A 16,728-nucleotide genomic window follows, 5' to 3' on the forward strand; every position below is an offset into this window, starting at 1 on the left:
GACTCCTGACAAGTATCCTTATAGGGAATAATAAACATCTGCCCAATGGTCAATTAAATCGGCATTTTTACTTTGATTGGCCGCATTAAATAGTGCTTTAATTAGTGGCTTTTCATCTGTTTTTTCTTCGAGCATAGCTTGCCACATATGAATATATAGCGCTGGAATATTTTCAGTGTCGTGATGTTCTAAAAAGGTAATTTCAGATGTCGGTTTAAATGACTTTATATCCAGACTATCGCACGCTCTGCTTGATGAAATACTCAAACTAGGTTGAGGCTCTGGTTCAATCAACGATGGCCCTTCGACATTTATACTATCTACTGCTACCCCTTCTCCTGCTCCAGTATTATCAATAGGCGCAGCCTTTTGCGCCTTACTTTGACCCAGTGCATTCTCACCGGCCAATATCGTTGCCACGCTTTTTTTACCCTCGATATCATCAGGCATATTGATCCGGAGTTGCGTTTTATCAAACAGTTCGTTCCACCACGCTAGCTTTTTTCGCGCTTCTGGCGCCGAAGGTTCATAGAAGAGTAAGTTTGGTACACTGTCAGGCATACAGTAGTTATTGGCCGTCGCTTCAGTCAACTTATACTCATCGACAAATCCAACAAAATGTGCAAGCTCATGCACAAATACAGAGTATTCATCAGCCAAATCCACATACATAATGCCATTTTGAACATAAGCTTTTCCGCGCTCTACAAAAAACACCATATGGCTAAAAGGGAGATTTTTCTTATACGATGCCAATTCAATCAAATCACAAGTATTCCTACCAGTGCTTGTGTCAAAATGACATTTCATTTCATTCTCAGGTAACCAACGCGGCACTAGCAAGCACATGTCCAGCGATGCCAAACGCTCGTCCTTTTTAAAGTCATTGTACATTGATACCGCCTGCACCATTGATTCTAAAGACCGCGCAATGGGCTGTATTGTCTGCAAACAATTCACGTCTGTGCCCGTTTCCGCATTGTCAAATAATGCGTTTAGTGTTTGTTCATTATAATTTTGCAACACGTTAATATATGCTGATGCTCTCGAATTGCCCATACTTTTGGCATGTTCGAAGTACTTAATCGCGTCCTTTTTGTTATGATTAAGCCAAAAACGCTTTGCCAACTTAATCGCACTTTCGGCGTCAAGTTTTGAAGCTTTATCCAACCAATATAATATATCAGCTTCATTTGCATCTAGTTTTGCGTGAAGGAATTTAGCATAAGCAATAACCGCTGGCGGGTAACCTTGTTCGGCCGACAAGGTCAAAAACCGTTGCATTTCGCTTAGGTCTGCGTCTTGCAGCAGGGCATACTCGAATTGCGCATTGGCATCGCCTTGCTCAGCAGCCAATCTGTAGTAGTGGGTTTGGGTGCCTTTATGAATCGTATTGTCAGCTAGGTATTTTGCAGCGTCAATATTGCCATTCAGAGCCAATACGTCATACCAAAGTACTTTAGACGTGTCAGACAATTTAAGGTTAAGAAGTGCCGCGCTAGCGTCGGATTCGCCTAAAACAAACGCTTGCCAAATAAGGTAAGGGTTTTGCTTTTCAATACCAACATTAAGTAGATAGCTAGCATTTTTATAGCCGCTACCAGAAAATAGCAGCACTATACCTAATGCGAACCACTTTACTTTTTGAGTCAACATGGAATGTATTAAGGCGTATTCGTCGACTGAGACCGTAAATTGCCCAGTTCAATTCTGGCGTACTTGTGCTCAACATACTCATGCACATTGGTACTTAAAGACAATTTAAAGTAATTAGCTGCTATCATTTGATTTCCTCTAGCAGCATGATATTTACCAAGATAAAAGTAGGCTTCACATAGCCTATTATTCAGTTCTGCTTGAGAATTTACTTCTTTTAGCAAAGATGCGATAACCGTTTTCTCATCAATGTTTCCAAGGTAAAAATCGACAATACTCGTTGCCCAATTTGATTCATCAAGGCGCTGTCGATGTGCGGCAAGTTCACTCGCAGCGGCCACTGGGTCAACTTTATTTTCGGTAATAAAGTTCCATAACACTCGATAAGGATCAGACTTGTCTTTCTCTAAAAACGCTGCTGTGTCTGCTGATGCCAATTCTGCTCGGCCAGCATAATAAAGCGCAATACCTCGGTTCAACAAGGCAAAATGATATTCGGGATTGATATCAAGCGTGGAATCAAACGCTTCATAAGCTTGTAAGTAGTTACCTTGTTGAATATGGTGAACACCTACAGAATTATACGCGGCGGCCATATCTGGCTTAAGTTTTAACGCTTCGACATAATCTAAGCGAGCCAAACTAGTTAGCCCAATCGCATCGTAAGCAATGCCGCGTTGAAATAACAGCTCTGCTTTTTCATCATCACTTAAGGGCGCTTTATAAAGAATATGTGTATACCGCGCAATCACCATTTGAGAGCGCTGGCTTGTGGGTTCAGGTTCTGCGAGTAAAAGACTATTGGTAAATGAAGGCTTTGTCGCAGTTGATTGACAAGCACTCACACCAAGAATAATTAGTAATAGCCAAATTACCTTAATACGGCCTAGCGTCACACACGCTCCTTTATTTGATTTTTAACCCAATCTCATCATCTCAATTACGGCAGTAAAATGCGCCTTAGCATGGATAACTAAACAGGATGTACTACCAACTAGTCTACTTAAAAAGGCCCAGTATTCAAAGAACAATACGTCATTAATTTATGCTTTGCCTTCACGCCTTTTTTCAAAAGCAGCCATTTGCTCAGGAGTCGCAGGTAGTTGATGATTCTCTTTCCATTCTGAATATGGCATGCCGTAAATGGCTTCTCGGGCTTCATCGTAGTCCATTTCAACGCCTTGTGCCTTAGCTTCGGCCATATACCACTTTGATAAGCAGTTTCTGCAAAAATCTGCGGTAATCATTAAATCGATATTTTGTACTTGCTTGTTGTCATCCAAATGTTTTAGCAAACGTCTAAAAGCGGCAGCTTCAAGTTTCTCAGTATTTGCTTGATTATCAGACATTGTTTATTCCTAAGACTAAAATTTTAAATATCAGATAGTAAGACTAGTGCGTACTCTAGCTATCTTTCGGTTTGGCTCAATTCTAACAAATTTCGCTGTAAATTGTAGTGACATGTAGGTAGCGATCACTTGAAAAGCATGCGCAAGAAATTTGAGTATCCAAAGAACAAAAAAGGAGCCAAAAGGCTCCTTCCAAATTAGATGCGAAGATTTGACTATTCTTCGTTTGCGTCGTCTTGAGGCGCTTGAGCTGGCTTTTCAATCAACTCTTTCATACTCAACCTAACGCGATTCTGTCTATCAATATCCATGACTTTTACGTCAACCATTTGACCTTCAGACAAATAATCCGTCACTTTCGCCACTCGCTCGTGAGCAATTTGAGAAATATGCACTAAACCATCTTTACCAGGAAGTACTTCTACAAACGCACCAAAGTCTGCGATGCGAGATACTTTACCGTGGTATACCTTGCCAATTTCAACTTCAGCAGTAACAGCTTCAATCTTAGAGATTGCAATATCAGCTTTCGCTTTTTCAGTCGCAAAAATCTTAATCGTACCATCATCTTCAATTTCAATATTGGTATCAGACTCTTCAGTAATGGCACGAATCGTTGCACCACCTTTACCAATCACATCTCTGATTTTGTCTTGATCAACCTTCATTTGATATATGCGTGGCGCGAATTCAGACATTTCATCTCTGTGGCCAGAAATTGCTTGGTCCATTACACCCAAAATATGTAAGCGCGCTTCTTTTGCTTGCTTAAGCGCTATTTGCATAATCTCTGTGGTAATACCTTCAATCTTAATGTCCATTTGCAGTGCAGTAATACCATTAGTAGTACCTGCCACTTTAAAGTCCATGTCTCCTAAGTGATCTTCATCACCAAGAATATCTGACAATACCACAAAGTTTTCATCAGACTTCACAAGGCCCATCGCAATACCTGCAACGGACGCTTTGATTGGCACACCTGCATCCATTAACGCTAAAGACGTACCACAAACAGATGCCATAGACGAAGAACCATTCGATTCAGTAATTTCTGATACGACGCGAACAACATAAGGAAAGTCTTTTTCAGACGGCATTACCGCTTGAATTCCACGTTTTGCCAACTTACCGTGACCAATTTCACGACGTTTTGGCGAACCAATCATGCCAGTTTCACCTACACAATACGGAGGGAAGTTGTAGTGCAACATAAAGCGACTATTTGATGTACCACTTAACTCATCAATCATCTGTGCATCACGCTCATTACCAAGCGTTGCCACAACTAATGCTTGCGTCTCACCACGTGTAAACAATGCTGAACCATGCGTTCTAGGTAAGGCGCCGGTGGCTACATGTAGCGCACGGATTGTTTCAGGGTCACGACCGTCAATACGCTTTTCACCCGATAAAATACGTGAACGAACGACGTCACTTTCTAGCTCGTGAGTTAAGTCGGCAATTTCAGCAGCATCAAGCGTTTCATCTTCCGCAACTAAGGTTTCTACTGTTTTCTCAGTGATTGCTGTTACAGCATCTTTACGCGCTAACTTGTCTGAAATTTGATAAGCAGCTGTCATTTCAGCTTCAGCAATTGCCTTGATCTTATCTTTAAGTGCCGTATTTTCTTCAGGTGCAACCCAGTCCCAAGGCGTAGTGTTCACTTCACTTGCAAATTCGCTCACCGCATTAATAACAGTTTGCGATTGCTCATGACCGTATACAACGGCGCCCAACATGACATCTTCAGGTAAGATATCAGCTTCAGACTCAACCATCAATACTGCGCTTTGCGTACCTGCGACAACTAAATCAAGTTGGCTATTTTCAGTTTCGCTTGTACGGGTATTCAGTACAAACTCGTTATTGATATAGCCAACTCTTGCAGCGCCAATTGGTCCGTTAAATGGAATACCTGAAATCGCAAGCGCAGCGGATGTACCAATCATCGAAATAATATCAGTAGGGATCTCTGGGTTAGCAGATACAACTGTGATGACCACCTGAACGTCATTCATGAATCCATCAGGGAATAGTGGACGAATGGGTCTGTCGATTAAACGTGCAATAAGCGTTTCGCTTTCTGAAGGACGACCTTCACGTTTAAAGAAACCACCAGGTATTTTACCTGCGGCATATGTTTTTTCTTGATAATTTACAGTAAGAGGAAAAAAGCTTTGACCAGCTTTTGCTTCTTTTTTACCAACAACAGTCACTAAAACTGATGTATCGTCCATGCTCGCAAGTACTGCGGCAGATGCTTGCCTGGCGATTACACCAGTCTCAAGCGTTACAGTATGCTGACCATACTGGAATGTTTTTGTAATAGGAGTCACTATTTATCCTTTAAAATTAATAACTATTTGCTTTTAAACGCGCGCATATTATAGCTGCATATATATAGCAATACCATCAAACTAAATACTTAATGAGTAAAAAACCTCGCTAAAGCAAGCTTTTATATTCAAAGATTACCAATACGGCCTTTTGTTTATTCAAATCCACTTACTCTTTTATTGCCACACCTGAATACAAAGGTATGAAAAACAAAACCTAATTCATGTAATTTGAGACGATACTGTAATTATGAGAAGGGGTTTTACCACTTTTCTAGTTACCAGAAATAAAAATATTAGGGCAATTAACAATAGCAGTACGCTTAAGGCCTATACCATGCTTATATATAAAAGAATAACTGATTTTCTCCCAGCAAACGGTATCGCAGAGTATTTATCTCTATACTTATCTAGTTCAATCACAATCGTTGTGTGTAGCTCTGCGATTTTTGGACATACACCTAAAGAATTAGCAATCGCTTGTTTCTTGATATTCTCAATAGTTTTTAGCTCGATGACTTTAGCTTACATTCAACGAAAAAAACGCGCTGTCGCGTTTTATACTGAATGGCTTCAGTCATTATCGAAAGACGAAATAGAACAATTGAGTAATCGCCTGAAACCCAATTGTGCAGAACATATGTTAATAGCAAAGCTTACCGGTACATATCAGCAAAGCAAAAAGCCTGAGTTTAAGACCTTCGGCTCTGCGTAACTTCAGCGCCTAGAACAACGACAATATGACTAGGTGCAGATAATCATTTGTCTGCAAGAATAAAACTTATTTAAAAATAATATCTCGAGCGGCACTACATACTGCAGCAACCGCAGGGTGCGTGACTTTGCGTTCAGCAGATATCGCATAGAATTTTTGCGTTATTTCGCTCAAATTACCAATAATGTCAACGTTGAAACCTTTTTCTACCTCGTCTTCAATTATGCTAGGCATAAAGAACACGCCAAACCCTGCTTTTCCGAAACTTTTCATCAAAGCACTGTCGTCATATTGGCCTCTAATTAGTGGGAAGATACCGGCATCGTGACTCCATTTATCAAAGAGCTGGCGAATAGCGTACTGTTTAGTAGGCAACAACATTGGCGCATTATTCAAACAGTCAGGAAAGCTTCCTTTGAGTTGACCCGCTAGCTCTGGTGCGGCAAAAAATGTCAAATCTGATTGCCCAAGGTAGTGGTTATAAGCCTTAACACTAAATGCGCTAGACAGCGGCGTATCGGTAAGTACCATATCGACTTCGTGTACAGCTAACTCACCTAAGATAGTTTCGACTGGTCCTTCTTTACATAATAAACTGACATCTTCAGAGAGGCTTAGTGCTGGCTCCAAAATTTTATAAACAATTGTCTTAGGCAATGCGCTTGCCGCACTAATGATGAATTCGGAGGTGCCGACTAAAGGCGCGCCTCTAAGCACATCCGTAAGCTCTTTACCTAGCTCAAAAATTTCATCCGCATAGCGGAGCACCAATCGCCCGGTTTCAGTCAATCTTAGTCGTCGCCCGACTCGATCAAACAAGGGCTGACCAATACGCTCTTCTAGCATACTTAGTTGACCACTAATTGTTTGAGGCGTAATAAACAGCTTCTCAGCAGCCCTAGCAATGCTGCCTTCAGTAGCCACAACCCAAAAATAATGCAGGTGTTTATAGTTAAAATTATCTGCCATTTACTGCGTTCCGAAAGAATCCATCATTTTTTTCGACTAATTCTTATACTTTTAATCGAATTTTTTCGTTCACTTTTTATTGTTAAATTACAATATATGGTAATTTTTAATTGATGATTAAGAAATGCAATACAAAATAAATTGCAAAGATTTAAAAATTTCAGATGCCGAAAAAACGATGATAGATACTCGGTTAGGTTTAAATTTATCGCGATTCGTTACTGTGGTCGATAATTACACAATTACCATTGAGGAAGCATCCAGCGCAGACAACACTAAATTGGTAATGACTTCAGCTACATTCACTTTGCCTGGCACTAACAAAATTAGCCTAGAAGCTAGGGCAGACAAATTAGATAACGCCGTTTTACTACTTGTTGGCAAATCTAAGCGTATTATTGATAGACATCTAAAACATCGACAGCTTAATCGTATTTCTACGGACTCTGTCCGGCGTTTATAAGAGTATGCTGTGAACAAACAATACAATTAGAAAAAAACGGCAAGCTAATGCTGCCGTTTTTATTTGGTGCGGAAAGCGGGACTTGAACCCGCACGAGCATAGCTCACCACCCCCTCAAGATGGCGTGTCTACCAATTCCACCACTTCCGCATAATCTTTATTTTTACTATTCAGGGTCTGCTGCTGGGACGTCAGTTGTTTCGCTTGAATCACTCACAGGAACATCTGAATCGTTGACTGGAACGACAGGAACGTCAACAGGGACATCAATATTCTGGAACTCACCTTCCTGTTCACTTGAACCTGCGGTAATACTTCCGATAATTAAGCTAATAAGGAAAAACAAGGTCGCTAAAATAGCGGTTGTTCTGGTCATGAAGTTACCAGATCCACTTGAACCAAATACTGTATTTGAACCACCAGCGCCAAAAGATGCACCCGCTTCAGCACCCTTTCCTTGTTGTATTAATACGAATCCAATCAGCATTAATGCAACGATCAGATAAGCAACCAATAAAATTTCGTATAAAGACATCTAATTCCTCTTATTTGCGTGTTCGCAAATTATTTTAAAACTGTCTACTTTTAAACTTGCTCCGCCTACTAAGGCACCATCTATATCATGCTGAGCAAACAATTCGGCCGCATTAACATCCGTTACGCTACCACCGTATAAAATACTTATTTGTGAGTATAGCTCACTACTCTTTTTTAACTCGCTTCTAATAAATGCATGCACTTCTTGCGCTTGCTCTGGTGAAGCAGTCTTGCCAGTACCAATGGCCCAAATAGGTTCGTAGGCAATGACCAATTTGTCCAATTGTTGCTTGCAACGATTTAAGATTGCAGCTAGCTGTTCCCCTACGAATTCAAAAACGTTTCCGCTTTCTCTTACTTCTAAGGGCTCGCCTACACAAACAATAGGCACAAAACCGTTTTCTAAGGCTTTTTCGGCTTTTATAGCCACTCGTTCATTTGTTTCGCTATATGCTTGACGGCGTTCAGAGTGACCAATAATAACATGCTCAGCCCCTAACTCTGCAAGCATACTTAGGGAAATATCACCAGTATACGCGCCACTTTCATGTTCGCTACAATCTTGAGCGCCAACAGAAAAGTTTGCACCTACAGCTTCTTTAATGTAAACAGAAGGAACGCATAGAACCACATCGATGTTTTCAAATACTGGAAGTGAAGATTTGAAATGGCTTAACATTTCTAGATTGCCATTCATCTTCCAATTTCCGGCAACCATCATACGTTTACTATTTTGCATATTTCCACCTTATGAAGTGCCGCATCACAAAGCGGCGAAGATATTAACGAAGAGCGTAATAAATAACAAGTAACTAGCGTAAAAATTTAGCGATTAGTTGGCGTTTTCTACTTCGTTAGCTATTTTTTGTGCACATTTCTGCGCCATCTCACCTTCTTCTGCTTCGACCATGACTCTAATTAATGGCTCAGTACCACTTTTTCTTAATAATACCCTACCAGTATTCCCCAATGTTTTTTCAACCTCAACTACCGATTTTTGTACCAAGGCATTATCTAAGGGGTTTCCAGCACTCGCCTCGTATTTAACATTTATCAGCGTTTGAGGGAATTTGGTATAACCCGAAGCTAAAGAACTTAGTGGAATGTTTGCTCTAATCATCGCTGCAATGACTTGCAAACCAGCAACTATACCATCTCCTGTCGACGCATATTCTAAATTAAGTACGTGACCAGAGTTCTCACCACCGATGCACCACCCATTCTTAAGTAGAAGTTCCATTACATATCGATCTCCTACATCAGCTCTAACAAAAGGTACACCAAGATTTTCAACGGCCAATTGCATCCCTAAATTTGACATTTTGGTACCAACAACACCGCCTTTTAACTTTCCGGAACGGAGTGCATCTCTTGCAATAATAAAAATAATTTGGTCACCATCAACCACATTACCTTTCTCGTCCACCATCATTACTCGGTCACCGTCACCATCTAAGGCTAAACCAAAGTCAGCTTTATGTTCTTTTACGGCATCGGTAATTGCCTTCAGCGACGTAGCACCCACTTTTCTGTTGATGTTTAAGCCGTCAGGCGATGTACCAATTTCAATGACTTTTGCCCCCAGTTCACTGAGTACATTTGGTGCAATGTGATAGGTTGCGCCATGTGCACAATCAACAACTACCTTTAAACCATTTAAAGATAGTTCAGATGGGAAAGTACCTTTGCAATACTCAATATACCGGCCAGCGGCATCGTTTATTCTAATTGCTTTACCCAATTTGTCAGAGTCAACACAGGTCATTGGCAAATCCATTTGCGCTTCAATTGCCGCTTCAATCTCATCAGGTAATTTTCTACCATTGGAAGAAAAGAACTTAATTCCGTTGTCATAATATGGATTGTGAGAAGCACTGATGACTATGCCTGCTTCTGAGCGAAAGGTCTTAGTTAAATATGCGATGGCGGGTGTCGGCATAGGCCCAAGTAGGCCAATATTGATACCTGCCGCTGACAAACCAGCTTCCAATGCAGACTCAAGCATATAACCCGAAATCCTTGTGTCTTTGCCTATTAATACTTTGTTGGTACCGTGACCGGCAAGTACTTTACCAGCAGCCCAACCTAACTTTGTCACAAACTCTGGGTTAATAACATTCTGCCCTACACGTCCGCGAATTCCATCTGTTCCAAAGTATTGTCTTTCAGACATATATTATCCTATTAGCTAACGCTATTAATTTTATCGATAATTTTTACTACATCCACAATGGCCTCTACATCATGGACACGTAAAACACTGGCACCATAAAGTGCCGCTATTGTATGTGTAGATATATCGCCAGTCAGGCGATTTTCAACATCTTTATTCAATAAATTTCCGATCATACGTTTGCGCGACATACCGGCCAATACAGGCAAATCAAACTCAGTAAATTGAAGGAAGTGTTTAAGCAGTTGATAATTATCTTCCAAATTTTTACCAAACCCAAAGCCTGGATCAATCATAATTTGTTTATACTTAAAACCTGCATCCACAAGCGTATCAATTCTCTCTCTGAAAAATGCGAGGACTTCGTCGACCACAGAATCATACTTGGGGTTATTCTGCATAGTCAGCGGACTCCCTTGCATATGCATGATACAACTTGGGATATTCTTTTCCTTTGCTAATTTTGTCGCTACGTCTAACGCTCCATCTAGGCGCAAAGCCCTAACGTCATTAATTAATCGCGCACCGACAGCGGTAGCTTCAAGCATGACTTGAGGTTTGCTAGTATCTATCGAAATAATAGTGTCAAAACGTGCGTGAATGGCCTCAATTACTGGAATAACACGATTAAGCTCTTCATCGACAAGCACCTCTGTTGCGCCAGGGCGAGTTGACTCTCCCCCGATATCGACAAAGGTCGCTCCCTTTTTAACCATCTCTGCGGCTTGATCAATCGCCTTATTGACATCTTTATATTTTCCACCGTCTGAAAATGAGTCTGGCGTGACATTTAAAATTCCCATCACCTTAGGACCATCAAAAACAACTGTTTTATTACCGAATTCCATCATGATATGTTTGTGCTCAAAGTTGTCTCGTCAAACTGTGACCCACTACCGGGTTCTATCACTGCGATAGAAACTAACAATTTAATTATCATACAAAATAACACTTAGTATTTAAATCAAATACAAACAAAAACACCGGCAGCGCCGGTGTTTTTTCTTTCCATTTTTCAATTAATTAGACGAAGTAGTCGTTTCACCATCGTCAGAAGGTTTGTCTTCTTTTCCTACATCCATCGACGCGCCACCACTGGGCTTGTCTGAATTTGAATCGCTATCTTTTTGCCAATCAGCAGGCGGTCTAACGTCTACTCGCTCCATCAAGTCATCTATTTGCTTAGCATCAATCGTTTCATATTTCATTAAAGCATCTTTCATGGAGTGCAGAATATCCATATTCTCCTGCAAAATTTTGTATGCACGTTGATAGTTCTTATTAATGACTTCTTTAATTTCACTGTCGATGGTTCTGGCGGTTTCATCAGATACATTGGCCGATTTACTCATGGAACGACCTAAAAACACTTCGCCTTCTTCTTCAGCGTAAAGTTGAGGGCCAAGTTTTGCAGACAAGCCCCATTGCGTCACCATCTTCTTCGCAATATCTGTGGCACGTTCAATGTCGTTTGACGCGCCTGTCGTGACAGAGTCTTCTCCATAGATAACTTCTTCTGCAATACGTCCCCCAAACAAACTCGAAATCATACTTTCAAGATGACGTTTAGTGTAACTTACGCGATCTTGTTCAGGTAAATACATTGTCACCCCTAACGCTCGCCCTCTAGGAATGATAGACACCTTATATACTGGATCATGATCTGGCACTAAACGGCCTACAATGGCATGCCCAGCTTCGTGATAAGCCGTCATTGCTTTTTCTTCTTCAGACATAACCATTGAGCGTCGTTCTGTACCCATCATGATTTTGTCTTTTGCTTTTTCAAATTCTTCCATCGCCACAAGGCGTCGATTAGAGCGAGCGGCAAATAAGGCAGCTTCGTTTACTAAGTTAGCTAAATCTGCACCAGAAAAACCCGGTGTACCACGAGCAATAACAGATGCTTCGACATCGTCAGCAATGGGTACCTTGCGCATGTGTACTTTCAATATCTGCTCACGGCCACGAATGTCTGGTAAACCAACAACGACTTGTCTATCAAATCGTCCAGGACGTAGTAAGGCTGGATCAAGTACGTCAGGGCGGTTAGTCGCCGCAATAACAATTATACCTTCATGCCCCTCAAAACCATCCATTTCAACCAACATTTGGTTTAATGTTTGCTCTCTTTCATCATGCCCGCCGCCAAGACCAGCGCCACGTTGACGTCCAACCGCGTCGATCTCATCAATGAAAATTATGCATGGTGACGACTTTTTGGCTTGCTCAAACATGTCTCTAACGCGAGATGCACCTACACCAACAAACATTTCAACAAAGTCAGAACCAGAAATTGTAAAGAATGGCACTTTTGCTTCGCCAGCAATCGCTTTTGCTAATAAGGTTTTACCTGTGCCTGGAGGACCAACCATCAACACGCCTTTAGGAATTTTTCCACCCAACTTCTGGAATTTTGTCGGATCTCTCAAGAAATCAACTAGTTCGGAGACTTCTTCCTTGGCTTCATCACAACCAGCAACGTCGGCAAAGGTTGTTTTAATTTGATCTTCACTCAGTAGGCGTGCCTTACTCTTCCCAAATGACATAGCGCCTCTACCGCCACCGCCTTGCATCTGGCGCATGAAGAATATCCAGACACCGATAAGTAGCAGCATCGGGAACCAAGACACCAGAATTTGCATAAACCAATTGGGTTGCTCTGGTGGTTTACCAAACACTTTAACGTTGTTCTTAACTAAATCGTCAATCAGCTTCTCATCGTGCACTGGAATATATGTAGTGAATGATTCGTTCGCACGACTAAAACCACGAATTTCTCGACCGTCGATTGTCACTTCTCTCACATCACCTCGTTGCACATCTTGTATAAACGACGTGTAGTCTGTGGTTGTGCCTGTAGTTTCAGAACCAGAAAAATTTTTGAAAACCATCATCAGTACAACGGCAATGAACAGCCACAGAATGAGATTTTTTGCCATATCGCTCAAAGCTACTTACCCCTAAAAAACAAATTAATTACGCGATAACTCACACGTATATACTCAAAGATTACTATACTTTATGGCCTTTAGCCACCATATCGGCTTGTCTACAACAAGCACTAAATGAATCTAGTTCAAGGCCCATAACACTTATAAACACCCGTGACACAGCATGAAAATAATCAAAAAACATATGTCACTGACAATTTTTATTACAAATTTGCTATCTATTTCATATCAAATAGCGGGTATTTAGTTCTCATTCATATCGACACATACACTTAGTCAATTGAATGGCTTACACACTCGTAAAACGATATATCGGACAATACAATAGTTACGTTGTTCACGTTGATTTTGGTCAATAAAAGCGTGTAAAGTTTTTCGCCCGTCAAATCAACTGACTCAAAAGCATATCTGTCAAAGAATTTACTATCACAATATCAACCGCAATAAAGATACCATTTTGGCAGACGTTAAAGATAAATCGCACTACGTACCATTTTAACCAAGCATCGACTATAACTGTGACCTAGTTAACTTTCTAAATCTTCCGCGAATCGCAACGGACGTCTTTTTTTGCCTTTCAAGTGTTTCGTTTGTCGCAATGAATATAAAGTAGAGGTAGAATAGTGAAATTCAAGACTTTACTTACAGTTAATAGATAAATATTTTATATATGCACTTATCAAACAAACAAAAGCAATATTTAAAAGGCTTAGCCCACAATTTAAAACCCGTCGTTCAGTTAGGCGGAAATGGTCTCACTGAAGGTGTGGTCGCTGAGATAGAAAATGCGCTTAGCCACCACGAACTCATTAAAGTGAAAGTACCGAGTGATGATCGCGAAGAAAAAGCACTCATCATGGATGCCATCGTAGGAGAAACCAAATCCACGAAAGTGCAAACGATTGGACACGTGCTAGTAATCTACAAAGCGAGTGAAGACGCAAAAATAAGCCTACCTAAAAAATAGGCTTTATTGTTTATACTGTTGTTTAAACTGCCCCTTCCTATACGAACGCTTACTCGCCATCACCACCGTTGACGACGTCAGCAATAGCATGCAAACGTTGAACAGCCATCGAATGTACAGATTTTTTTGGATATCTCCCCTGACTGCTTAGCGTACCGGCGATTTTTCCCGTTAAAATTTCAATGGCTTGATCAACATTTGCAACGGAATAGATATGAAAGGCATTTGCTTCAACAGCCGCAATAACAGTTTGGCTTAGCACTAAGTTAACACAATTGGAGCGCGGGATAATAACGCCTTGTTCACCAGAAAGTCCGCGCGTTGCGCACAATTCAAAAAAACCTTCTATTTTTTCATTCACTCCACCGACAGCCTGCACTTCACCCAACTGATTAATGGAGCCTGTAACGGCAATCCCTTGATGAATAGGTGTGTCAGTTAACGCGGAAATAAGCGCGACGAGTTCAGCCAACGACGCACTGTCTCCATCGATATAGCCATAGGATTGCTCCAGTGCAATATTTGCACTTAGCGTAAGCGGAAAGCTCTGTGCGTATTTATTGCCTAAATACCCACTTAGCAACATCACCCCTTTAGAATGTATTGATTGCCCTAACTCTACTTCTCTCTCAATGTCGATTATGCCATTAGATCCGGCATAAACGGTTGCGGTAATTCTCGCTGGCGTACCAAAAGCAGTGTCGCCAATGTCAAGTACAGTAAGGCCGTTTAATGTTCCACACGCCGATCCCGCAGTACGAATAATGACATGTCCTTCCTGCATATCTTCCAAAAACTGGGATGACACCCGCCCTGTTCGATACTTTTTAGCCTGTAGTGCACGTTGGACAATATTTACATTAATTGTGTTACTTTTTTCTTGATGGCAAAAATAGGCAGCTTCATGCAATAACTCTATGATTTCAGCAAATCGTGCACTCAGTTTTTCTTGATGCTCAGCCGTTCGTAAACTAAACGTAAGCAAGGCTTTCAGCGCATTATTGTCTATGCTTTCAATATTTAGTTTTTGCACTTCAAGTTTAATGCGCTTAATGAATTGCGATTGTGTTTCTGGCGTTAAAGGAATTTCGTCATCAAAATCGACTAATACTCTGCATAGCTCAGGGAATTCATGATCATAGTCTTGCAGCGCATAATATAAACTGCGTGAGCCAAGAAGAATCAGTTTTACATCCAACTTTATTGGTTCAGGAGACAGCGTAATAGAATTTACCATGCCAGGTTCATGTTGTGGAATATCAAGACGGATATTCCCAAATTTCAACGCCAATTTTAATGCGTCCCACACCTGAGGGTTTGCCAATAACTTATCGGCTTCAACAACCAAATAACCGCCATTTGCTTTGTGCAATGCGCCAGCGGTGATCATCCTGTAACTTGTGTATACACTCCCCTGCACACTGGTGTATTCAATTTTGCCAAACAAATTTTGATATGTAGGGTTCGCCTCATACACTAATGGTACTGACGCATCGACTTTACTCGCAACTAATACATTGGGTACATAAGTTTCAACAAATATGTCACGATGATCGTATTCGTCTTGCTTTTCATCTTTCCCGGTAGTACCTAGGTGCTCAATGACAGCGTCTATTAAATTAGGCTTAAGTGAGGTGATATATCGCTGTACTTGCAGATTGCCTGAATACTTATGCTGAAGCTCTTTTATTAATGGACGAATAGCCTGTTCAGTCACATCTTTTTTTAACTGTTTAAGTTTTTCGGTACTTTCACGTTGCCATCCAGGTAACTCTAAAAGTGCCTCCGTTAATGCTTCTTCAAGAGAATCTATTAACGCATAATAATCCTTTCTCACGTCATCTGGATAGCTGGTAAATTCGGCATCCGAAACCGGTTTACCATCAACAATAGGTGAAAAACTGATGCTTGAACCATCTTCAATTAAAGCGACACTTTTGCTCAACGCATAAGCTTCTACTTGATCAATTGCATGGTCATATTTTTGTTCATAGTGACGAGCAATCGCGGCTTTTCTGCGCTGATAGCCGGGGTTCTCATATGCCGTTGGGAAAGTTGCTAAGACCTCATCAACCAAAGCATTCATATCATTTACTAAGGATTTACTTGCGCCAGCGGGTAATTTCAACACTAGCGGTTCGCGCTCGTTTTCAAAATTATTCAAATAACACCAATCAAATATTTCTGGTGTGCGCCTAATTTCATTCTGAATGTAATCAGTAATAAGGGTAAATCTGCCTGTCGCCTGCTCCCCCATTACATAAATATTGTATCCTGTCGACTTTACACCTAAGCCAAACGCTAATGCTTGTTTAGCGCGCTCTTGGCCAATCAAAAAATGACTGTCAACTTGACTATCATCGTCTTCGCCAATAGATATTTCGGGCGTAAGTGCACTTGCTAAAATCTTGCACTCCTTGTACGCGTTTAAAGTATTCGTTTTTATCGTCATTATTCCCAGTCGTCGTATTGTGTTTTCTTTCTTGATTTCTCCGCGAGGGAGGCAAATGCGTACATAAAATCTTGTCACGTGGTAAAAGTGAGTTAAAAAGCTCGCAAAGTGATTGTCGAGAACCCAAGTTACACGTTATTCTATAGGGCTATAGCGT

The 16,728-nt window shown here is 40.9% G+C and carries 14 protein-coding genes and 1 tRNA gene; 3 read left to right on the forward strand and 12 right to left on the reverse strand.

Annotated elements, in window-relative coordinates; genetic code table 11:
* Nucleotides 1–18 precede the first annotated feature (18 nt).
* From QQK00_RS07015 to pnp, 4 genes are all read right to left on the reverse strand, one after another.
* The gene (locus tag QQK00_RS07015; RefSeq protein ID WP_284216766.1) at nt 19–1,656 is read right to left on the reverse strand and encodes a tetratricopeptide repeat protein; all 1,638 of its coding nucleotides are present in this window, start codon (nt 1,654–1,656) and stop codon (nt 19–21) included.
* Nucleotides 1,657–1,664: 8 nt separating this feature from the next.
* A complete protein-coding gene (nlpI, locus tag QQK00_RS07020; protein ID WP_284216767.1) occupies nt 1,665–2,552 on the reverse strand; it encodes a lipoprotein NlpI in 888 nt (295 codons plus the stop codon).
* A gap of 147 nt (nt 2,553–2,699) precedes the next feature.
* Nucleotides 2,700–3,005: a DUF1244 domain-containing protein gene (locus QQK00_RS07025; RefSeq protein ID WP_284216768.1), complete on the reverse strand. Its 306-nt coding sequence runs from the start codon at nt 3,003–3,005 to the stop codon at nt 2,700–2,702.
* 215 nt (nt 3,006–3,220) lie between these two features.
* Nucleotides 3,221–5,341: a polyribonucleotide nucleotidyltransferase gene (gene pnp, locus QQK00_RS07030; protein ID WP_284216769.1), complete on the reverse strand. Its 2,121-nt coding sequence runs from the start codon at nt 5,339–5,341 to the stop codon at nt 3,221–3,223.
* A 337-nt stretch (nt 5,342–5,678) separates the two neighbouring features.
* On the opposite strand from pnp, the gene QQK00_RS07035 reads away from it, so the two are divergent.
* Nucleotides 5,679–6,056, forward strand: coding sequence for a hypothetical protein (locus QQK00_RS07035; RefSeq protein ID WP_284216770.1), 378 nt, complete (start codon nt 5,679–5,681; stop codon nt 6,054–6,056).
* 66 nt (nt 6,057–6,122) lie between these two features.
* Here the strand turns inward: QQK00_RS07035 and nhaR are convergent, their stop codons facing one another.
* A complete protein-coding gene (gene nhaR, locus QQK00_RS07040; RefSeq protein ID WP_284216771.1) occupies nt 6,123–7,025 on the reverse strand; it encodes a transcriptional activator NhaR in 903 nt (300 codons plus the stop codon).
* 124 nt (nt 7,026–7,149) lie between these two features.
* Here nhaR and QQK00_RS07045 point away from each other — a divergent pair, with 124 nt between their 5' ends.
* Nucleotides 7,150–7,488 carry a hypothetical protein gene (locus tag QQK00_RS07045; RefSeq protein ID WP_284216772.1) on the forward strand — a complete coding sequence of 113 codons (339 nt, stop codon included), beginning with the start codon at nt 7,150–7,152 and terminating at the stop codon, nt 7,486–7,488.
* 64 nt (nt 7,489–7,552) lie between these two features.
* Here the strand turns inward: QQK00_RS07045 and QQK00_RS07050 are convergent.
* The 6 genes from QQK00_RS07050 to ftsH all read right to left on the reverse strand — a co-directional run bounded on the left by QQK00_RS07050 (nt 7,553) and on the right by ftsH (nt 13,149).
* Nucleotides 7,553–7,638, reverse strand: a tRNA-Leu gene (locus QQK00_RS07050).
* A gap of 16 nt (nt 7,639–7,654) precedes the next feature.
* Entirely contained in the window at nt 7,655–8,023 is a 369-nt protein-coding gene (gene secG / locus QQK00_RS07055; protein ID WP_284216773.1) for a preprotein translocase subunit SecG, read from the reverse strand.
* Nucleotides 8,024–8,764, reverse strand: a complete 741-nt coding sequence (tpiA, locus tag QQK00_RS07060; RefSeq protein WP_284216774.1) for a triose-phosphate isomerase — start codon at nt 8,762–8,764, stop codon at nt 8,024–8,026.
* A gap of 93 nt (nt 8,765–8,857) precedes the next feature.
* On the reverse strand, nt 8,858–10,198 hold the full coding sequence (glmM, locus tag QQK00_RS07065) for a phosphoglucosamine mutase (RefSeq protein ID WP_284216775.1): 1,341 nt from the start codon (nt 10,196–10,198) through the stop codon (nt 8,858–8,860).
* Nucleotides 10,199–10,209: 11 nt separating this feature from the next.
* A complete protein-coding gene (folP, locus tag QQK00_RS07070) occupies nt 10,210–11,046 on the reverse strand; it encodes a dihydropteroate synthase (RefSeq protein WP_284217577.1) in 837 nt (278 codons plus the stop codon).
* 171 nt (nt 11,047–11,217) lie between these two features.
* A complete protein-coding gene (ftsH, locus tag QQK00_RS07075) occupies nt 11,218–13,149 on the reverse strand; it encodes an ATP-dependent zinc metalloprotease FtsH (protein WP_284216776.1) in 1,932 nt (643 codons plus the stop codon).
* 673 nt (nt 13,150–13,822) lie between these two features.
* On the opposite strand from ftsH, the gene yhbY reads away from it, so the two are divergent.
* Nucleotides 13,823–14,119: a ribosome assembly RNA-binding protein YhbY gene (gene yhbY, locus QQK00_RS07080; RefSeq protein WP_284216777.1), complete on the forward strand. Its 297-nt coding sequence runs from the start codon at nt 13,823–13,825 to the stop codon at nt 14,117–14,119.
* A 49-nt stretch (nt 14,120–14,168) separates the two neighbouring features.
* Here yhbY and QQK00_RS07085 read toward each other — a convergent pair whose 3' ends face one another.
* Nucleotides 14,169–16,571 (reverse strand): Lon protease family protein, encoded by a 2,403-nt coding sequence (locus tag QQK00_RS07085; RefSeq protein WP_284216778.1) that lies wholly within the window; start codon nt 16,569–16,571, stop codon nt 14,169–14,171.
* Nucleotides 16,572–16,728 lie beyond the last annotated feature (157 nt).

Source organism: Agaribacter marinus, from assembly GCF_030160655.1.
Lineage (GTDB): Bacteria > Pseudomonadota > Gammaproteobacteria > Enterobacterales > Alteromonadaceae > Glaciecola > Glaciecola marina.

Bases quoted from the DNA above. Each gene is read 5' to 3' on its own strand.
- QQK00_RS07015 (WP_284216766.1), bottom strand. From the start codon at position 1,656: ATGTTGACTCAAAAAGTAAAGTGGTTCGCATTAGGTATAGTGCTGCTA.
- QQK00_RS07025 (WP_284216768.1), bottom strand. From the start codon at position 3,005: ATGTCTGATAATCAAGCAAATACTGAGAAACTTGAAGCTGCCGCTTTT.
- QQK00_RS07035 (WP_284216770.1), top strand. From the start codon at position 5,679: ATGCTTATATATAAAAGAATAACTGATTTTCTCCCAGCAAACGGTATC.
- nhaR (WP_284216771.1), bottom strand. From the start codon at position 7,025: ATGGCAGATAATTTTAACTATAAACACCTGCATTATTTTTGGGTTGTG.
- QQK00_RS07045 (WP_284216772.1), top strand. From the start codon at position 7,150: ATGCAATACAAAATAAATTGCAAAGATTTAAAAATTTCAGATGCCGAA.
- secG (WP_284216773.1), bottom strand. From the start codon at position 8,023: ATGTCTTTATACGAAATTTTATTGGTTGCTTATCTGATCGTTGCATTA.
- tpiA (WP_284216774.1), bottom strand. From the start codon at position 8,764: ATGCAAAATAGTAAACGTATGATGGTTGCCGGAAATTGGAAGATGAAT.
- glmM (WP_284216775.1), bottom strand. From the start codon at position 10,198: ATGTCTGAAAGACAATACTTTGGAACAGATGGAATTCGCGGACGTGTA.
- folP (WP_284217577.1), bottom strand. From the start codon at position 11,046: ATGGAATTCGGTAATAAAACAGTTGTTTTTGATGGTCCTAAGGTGATG.
- yhbY (WP_284216777.1), top strand. From the start codon at position 13,823: ATGCACTTATCAAACAAACAAAAGCAATATTTAAAAGGCTTAGCCCAC.
- QQK00_RS07085 (WP_284216778.1), bottom strand. From the start codon at position 16,571: ATGACGATAAAAACGAATACTTTAAACGCGTACAAGGAGTGCAAGATT.